At 36.6% G+C, this 22,190-nt stretch carries 25 protein-coding genes; 16 read left to right on the top strand and 9 right to left on the bottom strand.

The window, feature by feature from the left end; all coding sequences use genetic code 11:
* The first annotated feature begins 60 nt into the window (after nt 1-60).
* From BMZ04_RS14620 to BMZ04_RS14585, 8 genes are all read left to right on the top strand, one after another.
* A complete protein-coding gene (locus tag BMZ04_RS14620) occupies nt 61-516 on the top strand; it encodes a GNAT family N-acetyltransferase (RefSeq protein WP_093272426.1) in 456 nt (151 codons plus the stop codon).
* Nucleotides 517-531: 15 nt separating this feature from the next.
* On the top strand, nt 532-1,005 hold the full coding sequence (locus tag BMZ04_RS14615) for a low molecular weight protein-tyrosine-phosphatase (RefSeq protein WP_093272421.1): 474 nt from the start codon (nt 532-534) through the stop codon (nt 1,003-1,005).
* 97 nt (nt 1,006-1,102) lie between these two features.
* Nucleotides 1,103-1,759 carry a metallophosphoesterase family protein gene (locus tag BMZ04_RS14610; protein ID WP_093272417.1) on the top strand — a complete coding sequence of 219 codons (657 nt, stop codon included), beginning with the start codon at nt 1,103-1,105 and terminating at the stop codon, nt 1,757-1,759.
* 15 nt (nt 1,760-1,774) lie between these two features.
* A complete protein-coding gene (locus tag BMZ04_RS14605; protein ID WP_093272414.1) occupies nt 1,775-2,242 on the top strand; it encodes an SRPBCC family protein in 468 nt (155 codons plus the stop codon).
* Between the two features lie 16 nt (nt 2,243-2,258).
* Nucleotides 2,259-2,693, top strand: coding sequence for a GNAT family N-acetyltransferase (locus BMZ04_RS14600; RefSeq protein ID WP_093272410.1), 435 nt, complete (start codon nt 2,259-2,261; stop codon nt 2,691-2,693).
* A 153-nt stretch (nt 2,694-2,846) separates the two neighbouring features.
* Complete coding sequence (locus BMZ04_RS14595; protein WP_093272405.1) at nt 2,847-3,356, top strand: DUF2179 domain-containing protein; 510 nt, start codon at nt 2,847-2,849, stop codon at nt 3,354-3,356.
* 239 nt (nt 3,357-3,595) lie between these two features.
* Nucleotides 3,596-4,015 carry a DUF1801 domain-containing protein gene (locus BMZ04_RS14590; protein WP_093272797.1) on the top strand — a complete coding sequence of 140 codons (420 nt, stop codon included), beginning with the start codon at nt 3,596-3,598 and terminating at the stop codon, nt 4,013-4,015.
* A 210-nt stretch (nt 4,016-4,225) separates the two neighbouring features.
* Complete coding sequence (locus BMZ04_RS14585; protein WP_093272402.1) at nt 4,226-4,945, top strand: YebC/PmpR family DNA-binding transcriptional regulator; 720 nt, start codon at nt 4,226-4,228, stop codon at nt 4,943-4,945.
* Between the two features lie 334 nt (nt 4,946-5,279).
* Here the strand turns inward: BMZ04_RS14585 and BMZ04_RS14580 are convergent, their stop codons facing one another.
* The 4 genes from BMZ04_RS14580 to BMZ04_RS14565 form a co-directional block, all read right to left on the bottom strand.
* On the bottom strand, nt 5,280-5,702 hold the full coding sequence (locus BMZ04_RS14580) for a DUF4395 domain-containing protein (RefSeq protein ID WP_093272399.1): 423 nt from the start codon (nt 5,700-5,702) through the stop codon (nt 5,280-5,282).
* Between the two features lie 163 nt (nt 5,703-5,865).
* Nucleotides 5,866-7,521, bottom strand: a complete 1,656-nt coding sequence (gene abc-f, locus BMZ04_RS14575) for a ribosomal protection-like ABC-F family protein (protein ID WP_093272396.1) — start codon at nt 7,519-7,521, stop codon at nt 5,866-5,868.
* A 288-nt stretch (nt 7,522-7,809) separates the two neighbouring features.
* The gene (locus tag BMZ04_RS14570; RefSeq protein ID WP_177184452.1) at nt 7,810-8,334 is read right to left on the bottom strand and encodes a hypothetical protein; all 525 of its coding nucleotides are present in this window, start codon (nt 8,332-8,334) and stop codon (nt 7,810-7,812) included.
* A gap of 179 nt (nt 8,335-8,513) precedes the next feature.
* The gene (locus tag BMZ04_RS14565) at nt 8,514-9,326 is read right to left on the bottom strand and encodes an ATP-binding cassette domain-containing protein (RefSeq protein ID WP_177184451.1); all 813 of its coding nucleotides are present in this window, start codon (nt 9,324-9,326) and stop codon (nt 8,514-8,516) included.
* 206 nt (nt 9,327-9,532) lie between these two features.
* On the opposite strand from BMZ04_RS14565, the gene dapD reads away from it, so the two are divergent.
* The gene (gene dapD, locus BMZ04_RS14560) at nt 9,533-10,246 is read left to right on the top strand and encodes a 2,3,4,5-tetrahydropyridine-2,6-dicarboxylate N-acetyltransferase (RefSeq protein WP_093272380.1); all 714 of its coding nucleotides are present in this window, start codon (nt 9,533-9,535) and stop codon (nt 10,244-10,246) included.
* A gap of 11 nt (nt 10,247-10,257) precedes the next feature.
* Nucleotides 10,258-11,382, top strand: coding sequence for an N-acetyldiaminopimelate deacetylase (locus BMZ04_RS14555; protein ID WP_093272376.1), 1,125 nt, complete (start codon nt 10,258-10,260; stop codon nt 11,380-11,382).
* Between the two features lie 201 nt (nt 11,383-11,583).
* Here BMZ04_RS14555 and asnB read toward each other — a convergent pair whose 3' ends face one another.
* The 3 genes from asnB to BMZ04_RS14535 form a co-directional block, all read right to left on the bottom strand.
* Nucleotides 11,584-13,428: an asparagine synthase (glutamine-hydrolyzing) gene (gene asnB, locus BMZ04_RS14545; protein ID WP_093272368.1), complete on the bottom strand. Its 1,845-nt coding sequence runs from the start codon at nt 13,426-13,428 to the stop codon at nt 11,584-11,586.
* Between the two features lie 153 nt (nt 13,429-13,581).
* A complete protein-coding gene (locus BMZ04_RS14540; RefSeq protein WP_093272365.1) occupies nt 13,582-14,820 on the bottom strand; it encodes an ABC transporter permease in 1,239 nt (412 codons plus the stop codon).
* Nucleotides 14,813-15,712: an ABC transporter ATP-binding protein gene (locus tag BMZ04_RS14535; protein WP_093272360.1), complete on the bottom strand. Its 900-nt coding sequence runs from the start codon at nt 15,710-15,712 to the stop codon at nt 14,813-14,815. The genes BMZ04_RS14540 and BMZ04_RS14535 overlap by 8 nt, the downstream gene beginning before the upstream one ends.
* 135 nt (nt 15,713-15,847) lie before the next feature.
* Here BMZ04_RS14535 and BMZ04_RS14530 point away from each other — a divergent pair, with 135 nt between their 5' ends.
* Nucleotides 15,848-16,756, top strand: coding sequence for a stalk domain-containing protein (locus BMZ04_RS14530; RefSeq protein ID WP_093272357.1), 909 nt, complete (start codon nt 15,848-15,850; stop codon nt 16,754-16,756).
* Nucleotides 16,757-16,835: 79 nt separating this feature from the next.
* Here the strand turns inward: BMZ04_RS14530 and BMZ04_RS14525 are convergent, their stop codons facing one another.
* Nucleotides 16,836-17,750 (bottom strand): DNA-3-methyladenine glycosylase 2, encoded by a 915-nt coding sequence (locus BMZ04_RS14525; RefSeq protein WP_093272354.1) that lies wholly within the window; start codon nt 17,748-17,750, stop codon nt 16,836-16,838.
* A gap of 119 nt (nt 17,751-17,869) precedes the next feature.
* On the opposite strand from BMZ04_RS14525, the gene BMZ04_RS14520 reads away from it, so the two are divergent.
* Genes BMZ04_RS14520 through BMZ04_RS14510 form a run of 3 tightly spaced genes read left to right on the top strand, consistent with a single transcriptional unit; the run spans nt 17,870 to nt 19,368 of the window.
* On the top strand, nt 17,870-18,421 hold the full coding sequence (locus BMZ04_RS14520; RefSeq protein ID WP_093272351.1) for a bifunctional transcriptional activator/DNA repair enzyme AdaA: 552 nt from the start codon (nt 17,870-17,872) through the stop codon (nt 18,419-18,421).
* Nucleotides 18,414-18,920 (top strand): methylated-DNA--[protein]-cysteine S-methyltransferase, encoded by a 507-nt coding sequence (locus BMZ04_RS14515; protein ID WP_093272348.1) that lies wholly within the window; start codon nt 18,414-18,416, stop codon nt 18,918-18,920. Before BMZ04_RS14520 ends, BMZ04_RS14515 begins: the two co-directional genes overlap by 8 nt.
* Nucleotides 18,907-19,368, top strand: a complete 462-nt coding sequence (locus tag BMZ04_RS14510) for a GNAT family N-acetyltransferase (RefSeq protein ID WP_093272344.1) — start codon at nt 18,907-18,909, stop codon at nt 19,366-19,368. The genes BMZ04_RS14515 and BMZ04_RS14510 overlap by 14 nt, the downstream gene beginning before the upstream one ends.
* A gap of 130 nt (nt 19,369-19,498) precedes the next feature.
* Here the strand turns inward: BMZ04_RS14510 and aroD are convergent, their stop codons facing one another.
* Nucleotides 19,499-20,251, bottom strand: a complete 753-nt coding sequence (gene aroD / locus BMZ04_RS14505; protein ID WP_093272340.1) for a type I 3-dehydroquinate dehydratase — start codon at nt 20,249-20,251, stop codon at nt 19,499-19,501.
* Nucleotides 20,252-20,320: 69 nt separating this feature from the next.
* Here aroD and BMZ04_RS14500 point away from each other — a divergent pair, with 69 nt between their 5' ends.
* Complete coding sequence (locus BMZ04_RS14500) at nt 20,321-21,172, top strand: GNAT family N-acetyltransferase (RefSeq protein ID WP_093272337.1); 852 nt, start codon at nt 20,321-20,323, stop codon at nt 21,170-21,172.
* Between the two features lie 232 nt (nt 21,173-21,404).
* Complete coding sequence (locus BMZ04_RS14495; protein ID WP_093272333.1) at nt 21,405-22,178, top strand: DUF2935 domain-containing protein; 774 nt, start codon at nt 21,405-21,407, stop codon at nt 22,176-22,178.
* Nucleotides 22,179-22,190 lie beyond the last annotated feature (12 nt).

Below are 22,190 nucleotides of genomic sequence, written 5' to 3'. Positions count from 1 at the left end.
ACAGAACATTCTAACTCATACTAGTATTATTATATATCAAACTAAAGGATGAGAGTTAGTATGGAGATAATTGAAATTCAACAAAGACCTGAATTCTTTAAGGAAGCTGTGAAAGTATTTTGGGAGCATTGGGGCAGTGAAAGTAACTATAAATTTTATGAAGATTGTATGGTTCATTCTGGAAAAAAACCTGATTCTATTCCAAGTTTTTATATTGGAATAGAAAACAAGAAAATTATCGGTACTTATGCATTACTTCGAAATGATATTAATAGCCGACAAGATTTGTTTCCATGGTTAGCTTGTCTATATGTCGATCCAGACTATAGAGGTAATTCTATAGGTGAACAACTTTTAGAGCATGGACTAAAAATGACAGCGCAGTTGGGGCATGAAAAACTTTATTTATCAAGCGATTTAGAGGGGTACTATGAGAAATATGGGTGGACAAATTCTACTATAACTTATGGACCTTCGGGAGCTTCCATAAAAGTGTATGAAAAAGCGGTAAACTAAGATAGGAGGATTAGAATGATCAACGTATTATTTGTTTGTCTTGGGAACATTTGTCGTTCCCCTATGGCGGAGGCAGTTTTTAGACATTTAGTAGAGAAAGAAAATTTAAGTAATCATATTCGAGTGGACTCTGCTGCAACGAGTGCTTGGCATATCGGTGATCCACCTCATCAGGGAACAATTACGAAGCTAAAGGAATATAATATGTCTACAAAAGGAATAATTGGACGTCAACTGCAAAAAGAGGACTTCGAAAAATTTGATTACATTATCGGTATGGATGAAAGCAATGTAAACAACATTCGAGAAATGCTTGGACAGCCAGATCATCTAAAAGTTATGCGTTTCTTAGATTTAACTGAACATCGAAAAGATGTGCCGGATCCATATTATACGGGAGATTTCCAAGAGACGTACGATCTTGTATTAGAAGGTTGCCAAGCACTCTTAGATAAAATGGAAGCGGAACACGAAGAGCTGTCAAGATGATGGCTCTTTTTCATTAACGAAACGAACGAGAATAATAAATGTTAGGGTCTCATACATGTTAGATGAAGTTAAAAATGCGGGATGAGGAGAAATCTAATTGAACTTATTTGTCATTGGGGATGTACATGGCTGTTATGAAACATTTTTGAAGATGATAGAACAGTGGGATAAAGAAACAGAAATACTGATTCAGCTAGGCGATTTAATAGACAGAGGAAACAGTTCCCCAGAGGTTGTAAAACTAGTAAGACAATTAAAGAAAGAATATATGGATCAAGCGGTTTTTATAAAAGGAAACCATGAATATGAGATGATAGAACATATAACAAACCCGCCCAATAATAATTGGTTAAAGCAAGGTGGCTCAGAAACATTGTATCAATATTTAACGGCAGGCCAAGACATACAAGATGACGTAAAATGGTTGCGAACTATGCCCTTGTTTTGGAGCAATGATCACGTCTTTGTAAGCCATGCGGGTATCTCTGAACTAGCAAATAATCCATTCAATGAAACAAGCGAACACGGTATATTATGGAATAGGAGCCCATTGAAAAATATACAAAAACTGCAAATTATCGGCCATACACCAGGTGATTCTCCCATATATAATGCGCAAAGTAACTCTTGGAATATTGATACGGCTGCTGTGTTTGGCAATCAGTTAACTGGAGTGAAGCTAAAGCAAACTGGCGAAATAATGGAGTGGATAAACATTAAAACGGATAAACGTGATATGAAAGACAGAACGTAATAGGGGATAAAAGAAATACCTATAATAAGTCACCTAACATATATTGACGCTCCAATAGTAAAATGTTTTGACCTTGCCCGAAACGTAGAAATACATACAGCAACAACTGCCAAAACAAACGAAAGAGCAGTTGCAGGTGTAACAACTGGACTATTGCAACTGGGGGATAGTGTTACGTGGGAAGCAATCCATTTTGGTGTAAAACAAAAACTAACAGCAAAAATTATAGAAATGGCTGCCCCGCATACGTTTACCGATGTAATGGTTCGAGGAGCTTTTCATTCTTTTACACATATCCATGAATTTACTGAAAGTAATGGAGGGACAATTATGAAAGATACATTTGAGTATACTGCCCCCTTTGGAGTGTTAGGAAAGATAGCGGATAAATTGTTCTTAAAAAGATACATGAAGAATTTTATTATTTCTAGAGCTAGCGAATTAAAGAAAATAGCGGAAACGGATATGCGGATGCATCTTTAATAAGGAGAACGAATAGATGGAATATAGATATTATCAGGAGATACCAGAGAATAATGTGCTTATTGGCATTATGGAGCTACATAAGCATGTATTTGAAGGAGCAGAGCTAGGGTTAGAAAAGCTAACTGAGAAGAAGAATCTATTAATCTTTGTAGCATTAAAAGGAAATCGTGTTGTAGGTTTTAAAATAGGCTATGAATATGCAAATAATACATTCTATAGCTGGCTTGGTGGTGTACATGCTGATTTTCGTGGAAAAGGAATTGCATCTGAACTTATGCGCCGACAACACGAGAAAGTAGAATCTCTTGGCTATCCTAAAGTCCGAACCATTTCTCGGAACAAAAGACGAGAAATGTTATTACTAAATATTAAGTTTGGTTTCAATGTGATAGAAACGTTTACGAGTAAAAAAGGGACGCATAAGATTGTATTGGAGAAAGAATTTTAACTAAAATGAGGGTATTCCGATAAAAACGGAATGCCCTGTTTTTTATTTACAAAAGAAGAAAAGAGTTTTAATATCATTTTTAAAGAAATCCTGTATAATGATTTGAATACTCGACGAAAGCCACGGTATTACGAAAGAAAGGTGGAAGTAAATATGGATATCATATTGCTTATTATTGTTATTAATGTTATATACATGACACTAACTACTCTGCGTTTGATTTTAGTTATTAAAGGTTACAGAGTAGTAGCATCGTTCTTGTCTATGGCAGAAGTGTTTGTCTATTTAATGGGGTTAACGATGGTCCTCGATAATCTGGACGAGCCATTAAATATTATTGCTTATTGTATTGGATGGGGTCTTGGAGTATATTGTGGAAGTATCATTGAAAATCGATTAGCACTAGGCTATGTTGTATTTGATGTGATCGTCGACTCACTAGAAATAGAAATTCCTATTCAAATTCGTGCAAAAGGCTACGGTGTTACATCGTGGGTTGCGGATGGAAAAGATGGAAAACGTCTTTGTATGAAAGTACTAGCAAAACGAAAAAATGAATTAAAATTGAGAGACTACATTATATCTTTATCACCAAAAGCATTTATCATTTCATACGAACCAACTAGATTTAACGGTGGGTTCTTAATCAAACCATCTAAATAGAAAAAGGACGAGCTATTTTCGAGGAATCGAGAATGGCTCTTTTTTAATAGATAGAATGTATATAATTTTTTACACGGTATCCTTCCAGCGAAAAGCTCGTCGTAGAAGATGCCTCGAGGTCAAATGGGAAAAAGCTGTGGAGCTGCCTCCTCGCTTTTCTTAGTGATAAAGTAATTCGTCAAAAATGCGAATTACATGTAAAATGAGGGTAATATTCTAAAGGGGATGTTAACTTGGCCATATACGAACCAAAGATGAAAGAAACGGATAATAGTGTCATTGAATTTATAGAAAACGTGGATAGCCCGAAAAAAAAGGAAGATGCTTATAAGCTTCTAGAGATTTTTGAAGAAACGTCTGGTTTTAAAGCGAAAATGTGGGGACCAAGTATTATTGGTTTTGGATCCTATCACTATAAATACGCGACAGGCCATGAGGGAGATGCCCCGCTTGTTGGATTCTCTCCACGCAAAGCAAAGATTAGTTTGTATTTTGCAACTGGCGATACGGAACGTGAAGTAATTTTAGAGAGATTCGGCAAGCATACTTCTGGAAAAGCGTGTGTGTATATTAATAAAGTAGCGGATATTGATGTAGAAGTGTTAAAAGAGCTAATCAACAGATCAATTACATTTTTACATGAAACATATGGAATTTAATGTTTTTGACCTTATTCTACAGGGTTTCACCCTGTAGAATAAGGTCAAAGCCTCCGGCGGATGTCACAGATTTTGAAAGGAGTGAATTGAGCAAGCTCAATTCAAAATCCGGACGCAAATACGCGGTGGCATATTTGATTTTTGCTACTCAATAAGAATTTAATGTATAATACTAAAAGTAGAAAATGAATCGAAAGAGAGTGGGACTTTATGGGTCGTAAATGGAATAATATTAAAGAAAAGAAAGCTTCCAAAGATGCAAATACTAGCCGTATTTATGCAAAATTTGGACGTGAAATATATGTAGCTGCTAGACAAGGCGAACCAGATCCTGTTTCTAACCAAGCATTGAAAGTAGTATTAGAACGTGCTAAAACGTACAGCGTCCCTAAGCATATTATTGATAAAGCAATTGAAAAGGCAAAAGGTGGATCGGAAGAAAGCTATGATGAGCTTCGTTACGAAGGTTTCGGTCCAAGCGGTTCTATGGTAATCGTAGATGCATTAACGAACAATGTAAACCGTACAGCATCTGATGTACGTGCAGCATTCGGCAAAAATGGCGGCAACATGGGTGTGAGTGGTTCTGTTGCTTATATGTTTGACGCAACTGCTGTTATTGGTATCGAAGGAAAAACAGCCGACGAAGTATTAGAGCTTTTGATGGAAGCAGACGTAGACGCTCGTGATATTTTAGAAGAAGAGGATGCTGTCATCGTTTATGCTGAACCAGATCAATTCCATGCAGTGCAAGAGGCATTAAGAGCTGCGGGAATTGAAGAGTTTACCGTTGCAGAGCTAACGATGCTTGCACAAAATGATATTTCATTAGAAGCAGATGCACAAGCGCAGTTTGAAAAAATGATTGATGCATTAGAAGATCTAGAAGACGTTCAACAAGTTTACCATAACGTAGACTTAGGAGAATAATAGAGAAAAAAGGTTGTCTCAGGAGTAGTTTTTTTACTTAGAGGCAACCTTTTTACTTTTCGAGGGTATGGAAATGATGTATTATCTGCTAAGTTGGAAAACGACATGCTTTAGTTGGAATAAAAACATGGTTAAAATATAGAACTCCAAAATAGTAGAAATAATCCATGTCAAACATCCAAAATGTTTAGACCAGTGAGGATGGATTGAAGTGTGGATGCCATTATGGATGAAAGGATAAATGAGGTAGGAACAGCAGTAGAAAAACAGCCTCTCCAATTGTTAGATGGTGTCTAACAATTGGGGTGCAGTTCAGAAAGGCTGTCTGTTTTCATTACCGCATCGCAGAATTTTTACGTCGATAATTCCATTGCTGATATTGGAACCGTACAAAGCAACCAATACAAAAACCAAGTATTGCAATAAGGGCAGCTAGGCCAACCATAAAGGTAGCAAGATTAAATAGCACGGTCCAGTTTAATAAAGAACTGACACTTGCAACAAATAAAAAGCCCACTGCAAGCCATTGGTTAAATCTTAACTGAGCGTAGTCTTCTTGAATATACTCGTTTGTCGGTTTAGATAAGAATCGTTTTACAATAACTAAAATAGGGTGAAATCCCGTTAATAAGCTCGCAAGATTTGCAATTAGTGGAATGAGTAGAATCCAAGCTGATTGTGTAATAAGCGAAACAATTACTGATAATACAATTGTCCATTGATTTGCCATGACTAGAGGTTTTGGAATAGTTTTCATTTTAAAACCTACTTTTCTAATTGGATTTATATCATTATATGGTCAATTGCTAATAAAGTATATAAACGAATACACTTCATTCTATATTTCCCGGGAAATTGACAAAAATCGATATTTTGATACAAAGATGTCACGTATGAAAGCACCCATGACATCTTAGTAATTAATTATTCCTAAGTTCATTGATTTGTTTAGTTAATGCTATAAATTGTTGATCCAGCTTGCTATATTTGGCATCTTTTTTCTGTAAATAGCTTAGCTCTCCTAACACTGCTTGTCGCTCGGTTTCTAATTTCATTAATTGTATTTCACGAGAAGTCTCTTCATTTTTATGCGTCCATTCATTGTAGTTCATTTCTACTTTTCGAATCGTTTTATTTTCAAAGACAAGCAGTTTATTCGTTAGTTTTTCTAAAAAGTAACGGTCGTGTGTAACTAATAGAATAGTACCAGGATAGGTAGAAAGGGTTTTCTCCAATTGTTCCCGTGATGGAAGATCCAAATGGTTTGTTGGTTCGTCTAATAGTAAGACATCTTTTTGGTCTAGCATAAACTCCATTAATTTCAGTTTGACTCGTTCTCCCATGCTCATTGTGTGAATAGGACGAGACCAATGATCTTTTGAAAAGCCTAAATTCATCATAAGTGTCTGAATTTGACCTCGTGTCTCGAAGTCAGTTGGTCCAAAAAATTCAAAAGGCGTTTTTTCTTCTGGTAAATCGAATACGGTTTGTCGTAAATAGCCAATATTCATTGCTTCAGATTTCCAAAGTTCTCCTTGAGTGGTTTCTTCGCCTAATAACATGCGGAAAAATGTAGATTTGCCGCTACCGTTTGAGCCTAGAATTCCAACACGTTCTTGAGATTGGATAGTAAAGGATGCATTTTGGAACAATAGTTGGTCTTTAAAACTTTTGCTCATGTTTCTTGCTTCAATTACTCGGTTACCTTTTTTCTTGCTTCCTTCAATGGAAAAAGATACTTCTCTTTCTTCTTCTAGTTCTTCTATTGTATTTTTAGAAAGTTCCAGTTCCAATCGTTTCTTTTTAGAACGGATTTGAACATCCATTTTCTTTGCTTTAACCCGGTAATATTCTTTATTGAATTCATGTTTGGTAGAGTCCGCATGTGCTTTGGACGACCAGTTACGAAGCGCTGATATTTGTTTTTCGACTTGTTTGATTTTAGACTGTTGTTCCTCATAAAGCCTTTGTTGGGTTAGGCGGGACTCTTCCTTTTTTTGTCGATACACAGAATAGTTACCAGGATATACAGTTAGTTTTTTATTTTCTATTTCCCAAATCCAACTGGCTACCTCATCTAAGAAATAACGATCATGGGAAACTAACAAAATTGTTCCGGGGTAGGCTTTCATTTGTTTTTTTAAGAAAGATAAGCTTTCTTGGTCTAAATGATTGGTCGGCTCATCCAATAAAAGAAGCTGCGACTTTTCTGCAAAAACATGGGAAAGACGTCTTTTCATTTTTTCTCCGCCGCTTAAGTCATCATACTTTCTGTGTTGCGGAACTGACCATTTACTGAAATATGTCCATTCCTCATCTGCAATTTCTTCCTTCTTGAATTGATCGTCTTCTTGCTTTAATAAACGGATAGCTGGCGTGCTTCCAAACCATTCAATACGTCCACTCGAAGGGTGAGACTCGTTCGCAAGTACAGAAAGTAGGGAGGACTTCCCTTCGCCATTTCTTCCTACGATACCAATAACAGTACCAGCTATAATATCCGCTTTTGCCTTTTCCAATACAACCTTATCTCCATATGTGATAACTATATCGATTAATTTTCCATGTAATGTCATACAATCCGCTCCTTATAGGAGGAATAAAAAAATCCCTCCGAATATGAATCGGAAGGATTGCTTGCCTAAAAAAAATACGCAAAAAGCCACTACAAAATAGTGTATTGTAGAGAATCATTCGTATTTGATAGAAAAATGGGCAGACTAATCCTATTTCCGATTTTGTAGTGTTTATTTTTGTTACTGCGCAAATGTATCGCAGAAAAACCTCTACTTAAGAAATAAGATTAAATATCCATTGTCCACCCATCATCCTCTCAAAAATAGTTGTACTCATTGTAACATATTCTAACTTTCTTTTTTTAAGAATAACTTCATTAACACGTAGAAGGCAATAGTTGAATATAAGATTGCAAACGATGAAATAATCCAAAATTCTTTCCCAATGTAGTTTAAATCGTCCATTTCAAAAAAGTTAATAACATTTACTACTGGAGGAAGTACTATAAATAGCCACTTTAATAATGACAGCTTTTCCACTATGCCATCATAGGAAAGGGTAATTGCAATAACAAGGACTGCTGAAAGCCATGTGTACCTCTTCGGGATAAATGAAGTGATGGTTGAAAAAGAACCAACTAAAATACCGAAAATAGAAAACAAAAGGTGTACAAAAATAGAGAGTCCCAAATGTATTGGTTGAACTACTTCCTTAAAACTATCCAATAGTAAAGGGTAGAGGATCGCAAATAACATAAATACAATCGCTATAAGAATACTAATAATCCATTTGCCAAGTAAATATCTAACTTTCCCCACTTGCACAAATAATATATTTTTTTCAGATTCCTCTTCAATTGAAAATATGTTCATTGATATCCATGTTGTTAATAAATACAAGGCAATACTTGTAACGGCGTAACTACTCAGTATTTCAACACCACTATAATGATATAAAACAACAATCCATATTAAGAAGGTTGCTGCTGGTGGGATAATTTTGAATGAGCGGATATAGCTTTTGAATTGGTATTTTATAAATCCTTGCACATTTATATCCTTTCCCTGACATCGAGTACAGAACAATTTCTATTTAAAAGCTCCTTCAACAGGTAATCACTTTTATCTATGGGTACGGTTATTAAAGCTTTATCTTCTTCAATATGAATTTCGTCTAATTTAAGTTCAGTTAAAAAGTCTTTGTTTGGAAATCTCACTTTTATTACTCGATATGAGCTTTTAGGTTTTGTATGAACTAATACACATCCATCTTTTACGTATAATACCTGGTTTGCAATGTTGTCCACTAACAGGTCCTCATGCGTAGTAAAAATAATCGACATTTTTGTTTTAAGCTTTTCTAAAATAGCCATTAAATTTTGTTGTGAGTTCGTATCTAAACCGGTTAAAGGTTCATCTAATAAAAGGAGGTCTGGTTTAATTAAAAGTGCTTGAAGTATCCCTACTTTTTGTTTTGTACCTTTTGAACATTTTTTTAGAGGGGTGTTTATATAGGGCTCTATTCCAAACAAACTGATATATTCGGATAGCTCTGTTTCCATATCCATCTCCGGTATACCCTGAAAGGATGCCACTAATGTTAAATATTCCTTTAGTTTGAATCGGAGGTTTTCAGGAAAATGCTCGGGGACATACCCGGTCCTATTTGCATTTCTTATTATCTTTCCACTAGTGGGTTCATAGATCCCTGCAAGTAGCTTCAATAAAGTGCTTTTGCCGGAGCCGTTTGATCCGCGAATAGCAATAGATATATTTTCTTCAATTTTAAAGGAGGCATGTTGTAAAATAGCATTACCATCAATTTCTTTCTTTAAATTTGATGCTTCTAAAATAATTTTACCCACTGCAATTCCCTCCACTTCGCCATAAGTTTATCATAATTATTATACTTTGATAATTCAAAAATCTATTTATCGTGGAAATATTATCGTTTCCAATCATATTATTAATGTATTTTTCTTCAATTTTTTATCAAAAAATGTATTTAATTTCGTGATTTTTCATAAAAATTCCTGTACAATTATCACATGTTTTAAGGGAGGTATGGGGAATGAAGCAATTAGATGCGTATGAAATTATTTCGTATATTCAACATGCAAAAAAATCGACACAAGTAAAAGTGTATGTGAAAGGGAAAGATATTAATCTGCTTTCTTTTGGGGGAAATACTAAGGTGTTTGGAGAAGGAAATTCACTTGTTGTATTTGGTGAATGGGCTGAGATAGAAGAAGCTCTCAATGAACATGCGAACCAAATAGATGATTTTGTTGTAGAAATTGATAGTAGAAATTCTGCTATTCCACTTTTAGATATAAAAGGTATCAATGCGCGTATCGAGCCCGGTGCCATCATTCGCGATCAAGTTAGTATTGGGGATAACGCGATTATTATGCTAGGGTCGGTTATTAACATAGGTGCTGTTATTGGGGAAGGTTCGATGATTGATATGGGAGCCATTCTTGGAGGTCGTGCGACTGTCGGAAAGAACTGTCATATTGGTGCAGGAGCTGTGCTTGCGGGTGTAATTGAACCTCCTTCAGCAATGCCGGTTATTGTGGAGGATGATGTATTGATTGGCGCCAATGCGGTCGTATTAGAAGGATGCAGAGTAGGTAAAGGTGCTGTCGTTGCCGCCGGAGCAGTCGTAACGAAGGATGTTCCTCCATACACTGTAGTTGCTGGAACACCCGCGAGAGCAATAAAAGAAATTGATGATCAAACACGATCTAAAACAGAAATTATGCAAGAACTACGTCAACTGTAGGAAGGTGCATGATGAAATCCTTACTAGAGATACGGAGAGATCTGCATCAAATACCAGAGCTAGGTTTTAAAGAAATAAAAACACAGGCGTATTTACTGGAGCAGATTAAAGCACTTCCACAAGAAAGATTAACTATAATAGAGTGGAAAACAGGAATTGTTGTAAAAGTTGAGGGAACTCTTCCTAGAAAGACCATTGGTTGGCGTACGGATATTGATGGATTACCGATAACGGAGGCAACAGATTTACCATTTAAATCTCAACACGAAGGAAAAATGCATGCATGTGGGCATGACCTACATATGACAGTTGCTTTAGGTTTGCTTAGAAAACTAGTGGATAATCCAATAAAGGATAACGTCGTAATTATTTTTCAACCGGCTGAAGAAGGCCCAGGTGGCGCTTTGCCAATAAGAGAGTGGTTGAAGACTGAACATCCAGAGCTTGTTCCCAATCAAATTTATGCATTTCATATAGCGCCAGAATATCCAGTGGGGACAGTGGCTACCCGTCCAGGTTTATTATTTGCGAACACTTCCGAACTATTTATTGATTTAGTAGGGAAGGAAGGGCACGCAGCTTTTCCACATCAAGCAAAAGACATGTCTATTGCTGCAGCAACGCTTTTATTACAACTTCAAACGATTGTGAGTAGATCTGTTAATCCGATGGATCCAGCGGTTTTAACGATTGGAAAAATGTACTCAGGTACGGTTCAAAACATAATTTCCGGTGAGGCGCGCCTAGAAGGAACAATCCGAACGATGGATGCAGAAACAATGTTGATTGTAAAAGAAAAAATTGAGTCATTCTGCCGGGCGACGGAAATTGCTTTTGATTGCGATATAATAATAGATTACGGTTCATCTTATTATCAAGTAAAAAATAACGATATGTTAGCAAATGAATTTTTAACATTTGCAAAACAGGATGCATCGACTACGGCAATCGTTTGTGATGCCGCAATGACTGGAGAAGATTTTGGTTACTTTCTACAGGAAATCCCCGGTGTTATATTTTGGGTAGGAGTAGACTCTCCGTTTGGATTGCATCATGCAAAACTGAATCCAAATGAGACGGTTATTGATTATCTTGTTCCATTTATAGAATCATATTTTCGAGTACTTTCTAAATAAATGAAAAATGGAGCGGCCTTATACAATGGCGCTCCTTCATTTTTGGAAGAATAATCCTAAACGAGACATAATTCACTGTGAAAGCGACAAACCACACTGCGGACGCGACAAACGAGACCTCGAAAGCGACATGCCCACACGCGAACACGACAAACCGAGAATAGGAGAAGATTTTACAACTAAGTTCGACGTTCTTTCTTTTTAATCCATAAGTTGAACGTTGTAATCTTTAAACCAAATATGCATTTGTGCTAAATAGGCTAATAGTTGAGGTCCAGACATTAATTGACCAAACCAAGGAACCTTAAAGGCATCCCCATTAGATTCAATTAAATCGGAAAGACTCTTAGCATGGAAAAGCTCATGAAGGATTGAATTTTTATCCTGTAGTTGCTCTTTTAACATGTGTTGAACTTGCTCACTGTAAACAGGATTATGTGTCTTCGGATAGGGGCTTTTTTTTCTGTAGAGCACGTCATAGGGAAGATTGCCTTGAAATGCTTTTCTTAAAATTCCTTTTTCTTGGTTGCCAACCATTTTGAAATCCCACGGAATATTCCATGCGTACTCAACTAATCGATGATCTGCAAAAGGCACCCTTACTTCTAAACTTGCACCCATACTCATACGGTCTTTTCGCTCCAATAAAGTCGTCATAAACCAAGTCATATTCAAATAGAATAACTCGCGTCTTTTGGCATCGATAAGAGGTTCTCCATCTAAACGCGGTGTTTCAGAAATTGTTGTATTGTAAGCATGTTGAACATAATCATTAATCGCAAGTTTTTTCTGCCAGCTGTCGTTTAGCAAAATATTTCGTTCATTTGTAGAGCGAATCCAAGGGAATCCTTTTTCAGCATTTCCAACTTGATGAAACCAAGGATAACCGCCAAAAATTTCATCTGCACATTCCCCAGATAAACCTACCGTAAAGTCTTGTTTAATTTCCCGACAAAACCAAAGTAAGGAGGAGTCGATATCAGCCATTCCAGGAAGATCACGAACATGAACAGCTTCCGTTAAGTATTCTGCTAATTCCTTTTGACTAATAACGGAATGATGGTGATTTGTATTCAAATTACTGGATACTTTTCGAATCCATGGCTGATCGTCCGAGGGTTGAAAGGTGTTTCCTTTAAAGTGCTTCTGATTGTTTTCATAATCAATGGAGTATGTGTGGAGTTTTCCTTTAGCTTCACGAGCAAAAGTGCTTGAGGCAATCGCTGTTATGATACTAGAATCTAAACCGCCAGAGAGGAATGTGCAAAGTGGGACATCTGATACGAGCTGTCGCTCCACAGCATCTGTCACTAAATATCGAACTTTCTCCGCAGTGTCATCCAACGAATCGGTATGTTCCGCGCTTTGTACATTCCAATATCGCCAAATGCGAATGCCATTTCGATTAAAGGTTAGTGCATGGGCAGGGCGTAATTCATGAATTCCTTTATAAACACCAGAACCAGGGGTGCGAGAGGGACCTAACCCTATTATTTCTGCTAACCCTTCTCGATTAATAGTTGGAGATACTTCTGGGTGTGCAAGTAGTGCTTTAAGTTCGGAACCGAAAAGAAAACCACCAGATGTTTCGGTATAAAAAAGTGGTTTAACCCCTAGGCGATCCCTTGCGATAAAGACCTTTTGTTCCTGCTCATCCCAAATGGCAAAAGCAAAAATACCATTGAAATAATCTAAACATTTTTCCTGCCATTCGATATAAGCGGTTAATAGCACTTCCGTATCGGAATGCCCCGAAAAAGAGTGGCCTCGTTTTAATAATTCCTTCCGGAGGTCTTCTGTATTATACAATTCACCATTATAAGAAAGTGTATAATGGTTTGATTGAAAAGTCTTTACCATTGGTTGCTTTCCGCCGATAGGATCGACCACTGTTAATCGTCGGTGTCCTAGCAACGCATGAGCCGTACTCCAAATATTGTGATCATCAGGACCTCGTTTACTAAGCGTCCCTGTCATTTTTTCAATGATTGGTTGCTCGTTTCGTAAGTCCTTACTAAAATGAATCCAACCTGTAATTCCGCACATATATCCGCATCCTTTCTTTCATGACCTATTTTATGCAAGAAACTACCAAATTTGTGCCTGCGAATTATTAGAGCTATTTGCAATAAACGTAAAAAAACCATCGTAAGAGTATAACTTTCACGATGGTTTCAAGAAATATAATTGTGTCATGTATTAAGTGGTTACTTTGAGTACGGTTTTGATTTTTTGGATAATACCTCCGGAGCTATATGTTAATACGCTTCGTTTATAGAAAGATAGGCTCAGTAGGAACATTAGTATAATGGTTCCAATTAACACGAGCATTGATACGATTGGTTGGAACGAGGCAATATCGGTAGCCCCAATTCGAAGAGGCATTACCATTCCAGATGTGAATGGAATGTACGAGAATACTTTGATGAGCATTGTATCTGGACTAGCCATACCTGAGATGAGTACGTAAAAACCGATAATCCCAACCATCATCGCAGGCATCATTGCTTGACTGGACTCTTCCACTTTGGAAACAAGCGAACCAAGAAGTGCCCCCAAGATTAAGTATAAAATAATCGTTAACAATAGAAATGAAACGGCGTACCCGATGTAACTAAGGGATAGCTCGTTTGCAATGTCCACAACTATATCCCATTTCGAACCACCATCGATGAACATAAATAACAAACCTTGCACAACTAAAAGTACACCAATTTGGGTCAAAGCAAGTAAAAATGTTCCTGTAAGCTTTGCCATGAAGTGAGTAGATGGCTTAACACTTGCAAGCAACACTTCTAAAACACGAGAACCTTTTTCAGATGCAACATCGGTAGTAATCATCGATAAAAATGTCATCACGAACGAATAGATAAGGAATCCTACTAAGAAAGAAGCTCCGATTCCAGCAGCTTTTTCGTCCTCACTTTTACCTGAAACTGAGTCGACATTTAAATTTTTTGCAGAAATAATCGTTTCTGATTGAAGAATTTTTTCTGCTTGCTCCGCTGTTAAATTCAATTGTTGGACTTCATATATTTTACCTGCGTACTGCAAGGTAGAAGAGATGCTTAATTGGTCATTAAAAGTGAGTGGTTCAAATGTTGCAATTTCTGCCGCTAATGAATTGTCTTGATCTCGAATGAATACAGCTGCCGCATAATCACCATCAATCACTTGCTGTTCTACTTCTGTTACCTCTTCTTTTGGAAACGAAAACTCTAAATCACTTGTTGATTCAAAAAAACTTTCAATTTCTGCATCCGTTTCATTCAAAACAGCGATTTGCAAAGCATCATCCTGGAAAAAAGCTTCTTTAATATCCGACCAAAACATTACACCGCTAATAACAGCAACATAAAGGAAGATTCCAAAGATAAAAGATTTAGCTTTTACTTTTTGTGTATACAACTGCTTCACAAGCAACCAAAATTTAGACATTCGTTCCACCAACCTTATCTTTGAAGATTTCATCTAACGTTAAATAATCTAAACTGAATTTCTCAATATATTTGCCGTTCGATACAAAATCAAAAATAGATTGTGCAAACGATTCATCTTCTAATGTTAAAATATACTGGTCTTTTCCAACTTGTATATCTTTTACACCGCTCAACTTTCCAAGTACATCTTTTTGGACATCCGTTCGAATTGTCAATTTTGTTTTCCCGTATTGTTTCTTCAAGTCTAATAAGCTACCGGAAAATAAAGAAACTCCCCGCTTTAACAGGCATAAATGATCACAAAGTTCCTCTACGTTATCCATTTGGTGACTGGAGAACAAGATTGTCGTTCCTTTATTCTTTAATTCTAAAATAGCATTTTTCAATAGATCCATATTTACTGGATCTAATCCACTAAATGGTTCATCTAAAATAAGGAACTCCGGTTGGTGAATGAAGCTTGCTATTAGCTGCACTTTTTGTTGATTCCCTTTAGATAAAGTTTCCGCTTTTGCTTTTCGTTTTTCTTCAAGTTCAAAGCGATTAATCCAATAATCCACTTCTTTTTTTAATTCTTTTCGATGCTTCCCTCTTAGTTCACCAAAGAAATAAAGCTGATCTTCCACGGTCATGGAAGGAAAAATACCTCGTTCTTCTGGTAAATATCCTAAAAGGTCCCTATTAATCGAATTGATAGGTGTTCCGTTCCACATAATAGTACCTTCTGTTGTTTCTTGAAGGTCTAAAATCATACGAAACGTCGTCGTTTTACCAGCACCATTTTGCCCGATTAACCCAAAAATTTCTCCTTTTTCAATCGTAAAGGTTAGATTGTCTACAGCTACAAAGTCCTGGTACCTCTTTGTTACTTGATTAATAGATAATGTCATATACATACTCCTATCTAGTATTCTTTCTCCATATCTATATACGTAATGAGTTGAAAGAATGTTTCACTTTTTTATGTAACGTTTTCCTTAGTTGGTCGTCAAATCCAATGAATGGAAAGAAAAAGGAGCGATACGATGAAAAAGAGAAGCATAGTTGCAGTAGCATTGCTCGTGGCTGGTCTTGGTTTCTATCAGCCTGTTGCAAATGCACAAAGTGAGAACGAAACGACGACGGAACAAAAAGACACAACTAATTTTATGAAGTCTTCCGGAGTAATTAAAGAAATTGACACGAAGGATGGCATCGTGACATTAACAGTGGAATCAGAAGAAAAAGAACCGCAAATTACTATGTTCAAACTGAACGATGAAACGCTTCTTTTCGATAGCGGAACGACAAAAGCTGTAGAAAATGAAGCATTTCAAAAAGGGCAACGCATAGAAGCATACTATGATAAAAACAAGCCAATGATTATGATCTACCCGGCACAGATTTATCCAGAATTGGTAATCTTGCATGAAAAAGAAAAAATAGGTTCTGTTAAAGTATCTAAGTTTGATGATGACCTTCTTAGTTTAGATAAAGAACTAAAGCTTAATATTGGGGAAGAAACTATTTTAGTAAATGAAAAAGGCGAGAAAATTAAAATAGAAAAATTAAATGGTAAAGAGCTAGTTGTATTTTATACAATAACAACTATGAGTATTCCAGCACAAACACCACCAAGTAAAATTGTAGCGATTAACTACCCTTCACCAGAAATGAAAGAAATACAAACTATTATTGAGCAGGACCACTTCATGCAAAATGGAACAAAAATGGTTCCACTGAAAAAAGTAGGAGAGCATCTTGGCTACGTAGTGCTAACCTATTCAAAGGGCAATGGCACATACTTAAAACTAGACAATAGTTCTCTAATTATTACAAACGGTGTTAAAGCGTATAGCTATAACCAAAGTTTACGACAATTTACAGAGAACCCAGTATTAAAAAACAATAAAACCTATGTATCCGACGACATTTTAGAAGTATTAATTCCTTAAATATTAATTTATCTTCAAATTAATATGAGTAACAAAATTAAATAAACGCCACTTTTTTCGTCAAAAGGGGCGTTCTACTTCAATATAAAAATCGCCACAAATAAAACGTTGCGTATGCTTCCCAGCCTATCCAAGGTAAAGCTAGTTGTTGTATCGCATCCTTCGTAGGTTTTTGCCCAGAACTTGTCACATGCTTGATCGCATTATGCAGCCCTACATCATCTATTGGAAATGCAGATGAAAATCTTAAACAGCGCATTAACACATAGTTAGCTGTCCATGGTCCGATTCCACGAATTTTCGTCAGTATTTTTTCTGCTTCTTTAACATCATTTGTTTCTATTAGCATTTCTTTCGTTAGTAATCCTTGATCTATTTGATTAGCTACGTCTATTAAGTACTCACATTTTTTCACAGTCATCTTTAATTCTGCTAAATCTTCCACGGTAAGTTTTGCAATATCCCTCGCTGTTGGAAACCTCCAGTACTGCTCACCTTCAAACGTAATCGAACGTCCAAACTTTTCGACGAGACGTCTCTTCAAAGTGTATGCGTATGTCAAATTAATTTGTTGACCTAATATGCCCCAAGCCATCGCTTCAAACAAATCCGGTATTCCCATAATACGTAATCCTTTAAATTGTACTATTGCTTGGTTAAGCAGTGGATCCTTTTCAGCTATCCTATAAAACAGGTTTATTTCTGTTTTGAGGTCGAACCAGTCGAAGATGTATGCGACAACTTGTTCGCGAACTTCTTTCCTCTCAGGTCTTGTGTTTCCTAAAAACTCAATGAGTAATGTGTGTTGATCATGCTCCTTAACTTCAACAAGGATAGAATATGTATCTACAGTAATGGCTTTTCTTACTTTATTGTCGTTAATATAAAACAGGCATTCATTTGTGGATCGAGACAAATAGCTTAGATTCTGTGTAAAACTAAAATCTGGTGTAGTTTTTAATAAAATTTGTTCCTCTTTTTCTTCCCATACCATATTGCGACACTCCTTCGTTCCTTTATATTAAACTGAAAAAATTTCGTTATCTTGCTATTACGTCTCTATTACTGCAATTATTTAGTAAATAAAAGTATACTTAAAGGGGAGGTGGTACTGTGAACAATGAACAATGGGAGGCAATTATTCAAAATGATAAAAATTATGATGATTTGTTTTTTTATGCTGTCAAATCGACAGGAATATTTTGCAGGCCTTCTTGTAAATCACGCCCACCGAAGAAAGAAAATGTCCAAATCTATGCGGCAGCCAAAGAAGCGATGCAAGAAGGGTTTCGACCATGTAAACGATGTAAACCAGGTGGATTACGATTGCCGGACGAGGAATGGGTCACTCAAATTAAAGAGTATATCGATGATCATTATAACGAGTCAATAACTCTACATACGCTTGCAGATTTATGTCATGGAAGCCCCTATCATTTACAGAGGACGTTTAAGAAAGTATTAGGCATATCGCCTGTAGAATATATGCAAAAAATTCGGATTAGTAAAGCGAAAGAGTACTTGATCACTACAAATAAGTCACTTGTGGAAATAGGTGCTGCTATTGGGATGTCGAATATACCTTACTTCATCACATTGTTTAAAAAGGTAACTGGGATTACACCAATTCAATATAGAAAAAAGGAGAATATTTCAAATGAATAAAATATATTGGACACTTTTCATTCATAACGAATGGAGACTTTACATGGCTGCAACAGAAAACGGATTAAGTTACGTAGGTTCGCAAGGTAAACCTTACGAAGAAATGGAAGCATGGTTGACGAAGCGTTTTCCGAAACATGAATTAATAGAGAGTGAAAAATCCTTAACTCCCTACATGAATGAATTGAAAGAGTATATAGAAGGTACTCGCCGTGAATTCGCGATGCAGGTCGACTTAAAAGGAACTGATTTCCAATTAGCTATATGGGATGCACTTACGGAAATTCCTTACGGTGAAAAGAAATCCTATTCACAAATTGCAGAACTCATTAATAATCCGACAGCTGTCCGTGCAGTTGGAGCTGCAATTGGTGCGAATCCAGTGCTTATTGCGATTCCATGTCACCGAGTAGTAGCAAAAAATGGTGCGTTAACAGGTTATCGTGGAGGATTGGAAATGAAAGTAAAACTACTAACATTAGAAAATGGAGAGGAATAGATTGATAACAAAGCTAATCAAAGAAGAGTATCCAATGAATCTATTGCTCCTAGCAGACCCTTCAGAATCACTTGTAAAGCAATATGTAGCACGCGGTGAATGCTATATAGCTGTGATTAATGAAGAAACAGTCGGCGTGTATATCCTACTTCCGACAAGACCCGATACAGTAGAGCTTGTGAATATTGCAGTTGCAGAACATTTTCACGGGAAAGGAATCGGTAAGGCACTTGTGTTGGATGCAATTCAAAAAGCAAAACAATATGGATATAAAATAATCGAAGTAGGGACAGGCAATTCAAGCATAGGTCAGCTCGCTTTGTATCAAAAATGTGGATTTAGAATCACTGGTGTGGAAAAGGACTTTTTTAAGATACATTATGATGAAGAGATTGTAGAAAACCAAATAGTTTGTGTAGATATGATTCGACTAGCCCAACAGCTATAAAAAATACCAAGGAAATCGAGCTTTCCTTGGTATTTTTGTTGAACTGGACAATCCTTTATGAAAGTTGGACAATCTATCAATCGGACTGGACAATCTTTCACTAAGTTTGGACAATCTCTTATATTATCAATTAATTTGTATGTAAAATTTCAATCATTTTTCTTAACTCTTCAGCTGGTATTTGACCAGGAGCGGATGCTTCCATTCCTGAACCAAATGTTGCGTCAGAGCCAAAAACTTGTCCTGCTATTCGACTAATAACTCCAGTTGAAGCCATAGACATCGTAATAATTGGTCGATCCGCATAAAGAGATTTCATTGTGTAGGTTGCATCTAGTAAAGTCAGTACATCCGTTGGAACCTTTGGCATCACTGCAATTTTTGGAATATGTGCACCAAGTTCTTGCATTCTTCGTAGTCGCCAGACAATTTCTTCTTTTGCGGGTGTTTTTTCAAAATCATGATTGGACATCACTACATAAATGCCATTAGCATTGGCTGTTTCCACGATTTCGATCACGTTCGAAGAAAATAACTCTACATCGATTAAATCAATAGCTTTTGTTTGAATAACATTTTCAAGAAGCTCCTTATAGTAGGTATCTTCTATTCGTTTATTTCCGCCTTCCCGATGACTTCTGAATGTGAACAGGAGTGGGGTAGGGAACAATGCTTCTCGAATGGTGGAAAGAGTCTCTTTTACTACTTCCAAATTATCGATTTCCTCTAGCGCATCGGCGCGCCATTCCACAATATCAGGGGCTGCTTGTTTGATTGTGTTTACTTCCAATAGAAGCTGCTCTACGTTTTTTCCCATAAGTGGCACAATAATTTTCGGAACACCTTCTCCGACATGAATATCTCGAATAGAAACAATTTTCATAAAAAGGACTCCACTTCAATTGTATTTTACGTTATATTAACATACAAAGGTGAATAGGAGGAGAGTAATATGAAATTTCAGAGATATGAAAATGCAAAAGACTTTGCGAAAGTAGCCATCCCTTTTCTAGAGAAAAATGAAGATAAGTTTAGTTTGTTTCTCGGAGTATTACAAGCAATTAAAGATGGAAAATACGAAGATCCATACATGGCAACAATTGAAGGAAATGGAGAATTACTAGCCCTTTTCCAAATGACACCACCGCATCCATTCAATATCATTTTTGTGTGTGAAAATCGAATAGAAGAATGCATAGAGCTTAGTATCAATAATCTAATCCAGCAATCTATTTTCATCAACTCCATTATTAGTGTAAAAGACTGGGCATATGCATTTGCACGAAAATGGCAAGAAAAAACAGGAGAAAGCTTTTCCGTTTTGATGGATCAAGGAATATATCGATTAGACCGAATTGACGAATCACTTGAAATGAGCCCGGGCAAATGGCGTTACGCAACGAATGAGGATGCACTGCTCATCGAAAAATGGTATAGCCTATTCGAAGAGGATACTAGACTTCCTAAAACTACACCAGTGGAAATAAAAAAACGAGTAAAAGCGATGCTTGACGCAAATGAAGTATTCCTTTGGGAAAACGAAGGACATATTGTATCGATGATGAAGAAGGCAAGACCAACAGAACATGGTGTGACTGTTTCACTCGTTTTCACTCCGAAAGAGGAGCGAAAAAAAGGATACGCTCGCACAATGGTAGCAGCCGGAAGTAAAGAACTATTAAAGGAATTTCAATTTTGCGTCCTTTACACAGATATGCGAAATCCAACGTCTAACAAAATTTATCAAGAGATTGGTTATCAAAAACTGATAGATTCCGTACATTTAGCGTTTGAACAAGCATGATGTGATTGTTCAATTCTCAGGAGTCATGCGACCGTTCATTTTAAACTCCTCTCATGGCGATAAGGTTCTTCAATTAATGTAGTTCGCACTTATTAAAAATCACTTTCTACACTTAACAAATTTCATGTGTTGTCTAGTATCATATTTATCTACCGCTATCTCACTACCGGAACATTAGGCAAATGACCTGCATAGGATACGATGATGTTACTAACAGGAGAGAGGTGTAGTTTTGCCTTATACAGATAATTATGAGCGAGACACATTTGGGATAATCGATTTTTGGGTGCGGAATAATTTTGAGCATGGAGAGTTTTTTGATAGGGAAATAAGCCATCATGAACTAGAGCTTGCTCGTGCAAATCACCAGATGGTTCAACGTATGGGGGGCATATTTAGGCAAGCCGAATCGAAACAAGGGGATATAGTTAATCTACTAACAGAAGCGAAAAGTTCCACACATGAATTTAAGGATTTACTACTCCATACGATGGATAAAGCGCTGCGCTGTGAAGTGATCATCTCAACGCCGGTATCACTGCTTGATCATATGATACGAGAGGCGGAAGAGGCACAACAAGTATTTAAATTAATCGAAACTGGTGCTTATGTAACCCCTGCAGAAGCTACAATCCATGAAAATTATTTTTGGCTACGACAAATGCTCGATCATCTAATTTTTATAAGTCATTATGTAGATGCATCTAACTACGAGCTTCATGATGAAGTAAGAGCGAAGACAAAGAAATTCGAGAATCTATTTCTGCAAGCTAATGCACTTAGAACAATCATAAGAAAGCCTCGTAACGAGATCTCACCCGTGTTAAATACATTTAATCAAATGGTCATAAAAGAGGCAAAGGCATTAGAAGCATTTAAATTGGAACTAAGTGAACTTATCAAAGCATGTGCTGCTGTTACAACTGCTCCACCTAACCTGTTAGAGCATATTGCTCGAGAAGCACATCATCTATGGAGAAACCTGGAAGAGAAAGTGGTATTTTAGTTAAAAAAAATT

It is taken from the genome of Psychrobacillus sp. OK032 (genome assembly GCF_900111345.1).
Taxonomy (GTDB): Bacteria; Bacillota; Bacilli; order Bacillales_A; family Planococcaceae; genus Psychrobacillus.
The sequence above is the reverse complement of the archived record's forward strand: the minus strand, read 5'-3'. Positions and strand labels throughout refer to the sequence as shown.

Bases quoted from the DNA above. Each gene is read 5' to 3' on its own strand.
- aroD (WP_093272340.1), bottom strand. From the start codon at position 20,251: ATGAAAATTGTTTCTATTCGAGATATTCATGTCGGAGAAGGTGTTCCG.
- BMZ04_RS14500 (WP_093272337.1), top strand. From the start codon at position 20,321: ATGAAATTTCAGAGATATGAAAATGCAAAAGACTTTGCGAAAGTAGCC.
- BMZ04_RS14530 (WP_093272357.1), top strand. From the start codon at position 15,848: ATGAAAAAGAGAAGCATAGTTGCAGTAGCATTGCTCGTGGCTGGTCTT.
- BMZ04_RS14615 (WP_093272421.1), top strand. From the start codon at position 532: ATGATCAACGTATTATTTGTTTGTCTTGGGAACATTTGTCGTTCCCCT.
- BMZ04_RS14510 (WP_093272344.1), top strand. From the start codon at position 18,907: ATGGAGAGGAATAGATTGATAACAAAGCTAATCAAAGAAGAGTATCCA.
- asnB (WP_093272368.1), bottom strand. From the start codon at position 13,428: ATGTGCGGAATTACAGGTTGGATTCATTTTAGTAAGGACTTACGAAAC.
- BMZ04_RS14525 (WP_093272354.1), bottom strand. From the start codon at position 17,750: ATGGTATGGGAAGAAAAAGAGGAACAAATTTTATTAAAAACTACACCA.
- abc-f (WP_093272396.1), bottom strand. From the start codon at position 7,521: ATGACATTACATGGAAAATTAATCGATATAGTTATCACATATGGAGAT.
- BMZ04_RS14515 (WP_093272348.1), top strand. From the start codon at position 18,414: ATGAATAAAATATATTGGACACTTTTCATTCATAACGAATGGAGACTT.
- BMZ04_RS14535 (WP_093272360.1), bottom strand. From the start codon at position 15,712: ATGACATTATCTATTAATCAAGTAACAAAGAGGTACCAGGACTTTGTA.
- BMZ04_RS14540 (WP_093272365.1), bottom strand. From the start codon at position 14,820: ATGTCTAAATTTTGGTTGCTTGTGAAGCAGTTGTATACACAAAAAGTA.
- BMZ04_RS14555 (WP_093272376.1), top strand. From the start codon at position 10,258: ATGAAATCCTTACTAGAGATACGGAGAGATCTGCATCAAATACCAGAG.
- BMZ04_RS14585 (WP_093272402.1), top strand. From the start codon at position 4,226: ATGGGTCGTAAATGGAATAATATTAAAGAAAAGAAAGCTTCCAAAGAT.
- BMZ04_RS14620 (WP_093272426.1), top strand. From the start codon at position 61: ATGGAGATAATTGAAATTCAACAAAGACCTGAATTCTTTAAGGAAGCT.
- dapD (WP_093272380.1), top strand. From the start codon at position 9,533: ATGAAGCAATTAGATGCGTATGAAATTATTTCGTATATTCAACATGCA.
- BMZ04_RS14580 (WP_093272399.1), bottom strand. From the start codon at position 5,702: ATGAAAACTATTCCAAAACCTCTAGTCATGGCAAATCAATGGACAATT.
- BMZ04_RS14600 (WP_093272410.1), top strand. From the start codon at position 2,259: ATGGAATATAGATATTATCAGGAGATACCAGAGAATAATGTGCTTATT.
- BMZ04_RS14595 (WP_093272405.1), top strand. From the start codon at position 2,847: ATGGATATCATATTGCTTATTATTGTTATTAATGTTATATACATGACA.
- BMZ04_RS14570 (WP_177184452.1), bottom strand. From the start codon at position 8,334: ATGAACATATTTTCAATTGAAGAGGAATCTGAAAAAAATATATTATTT.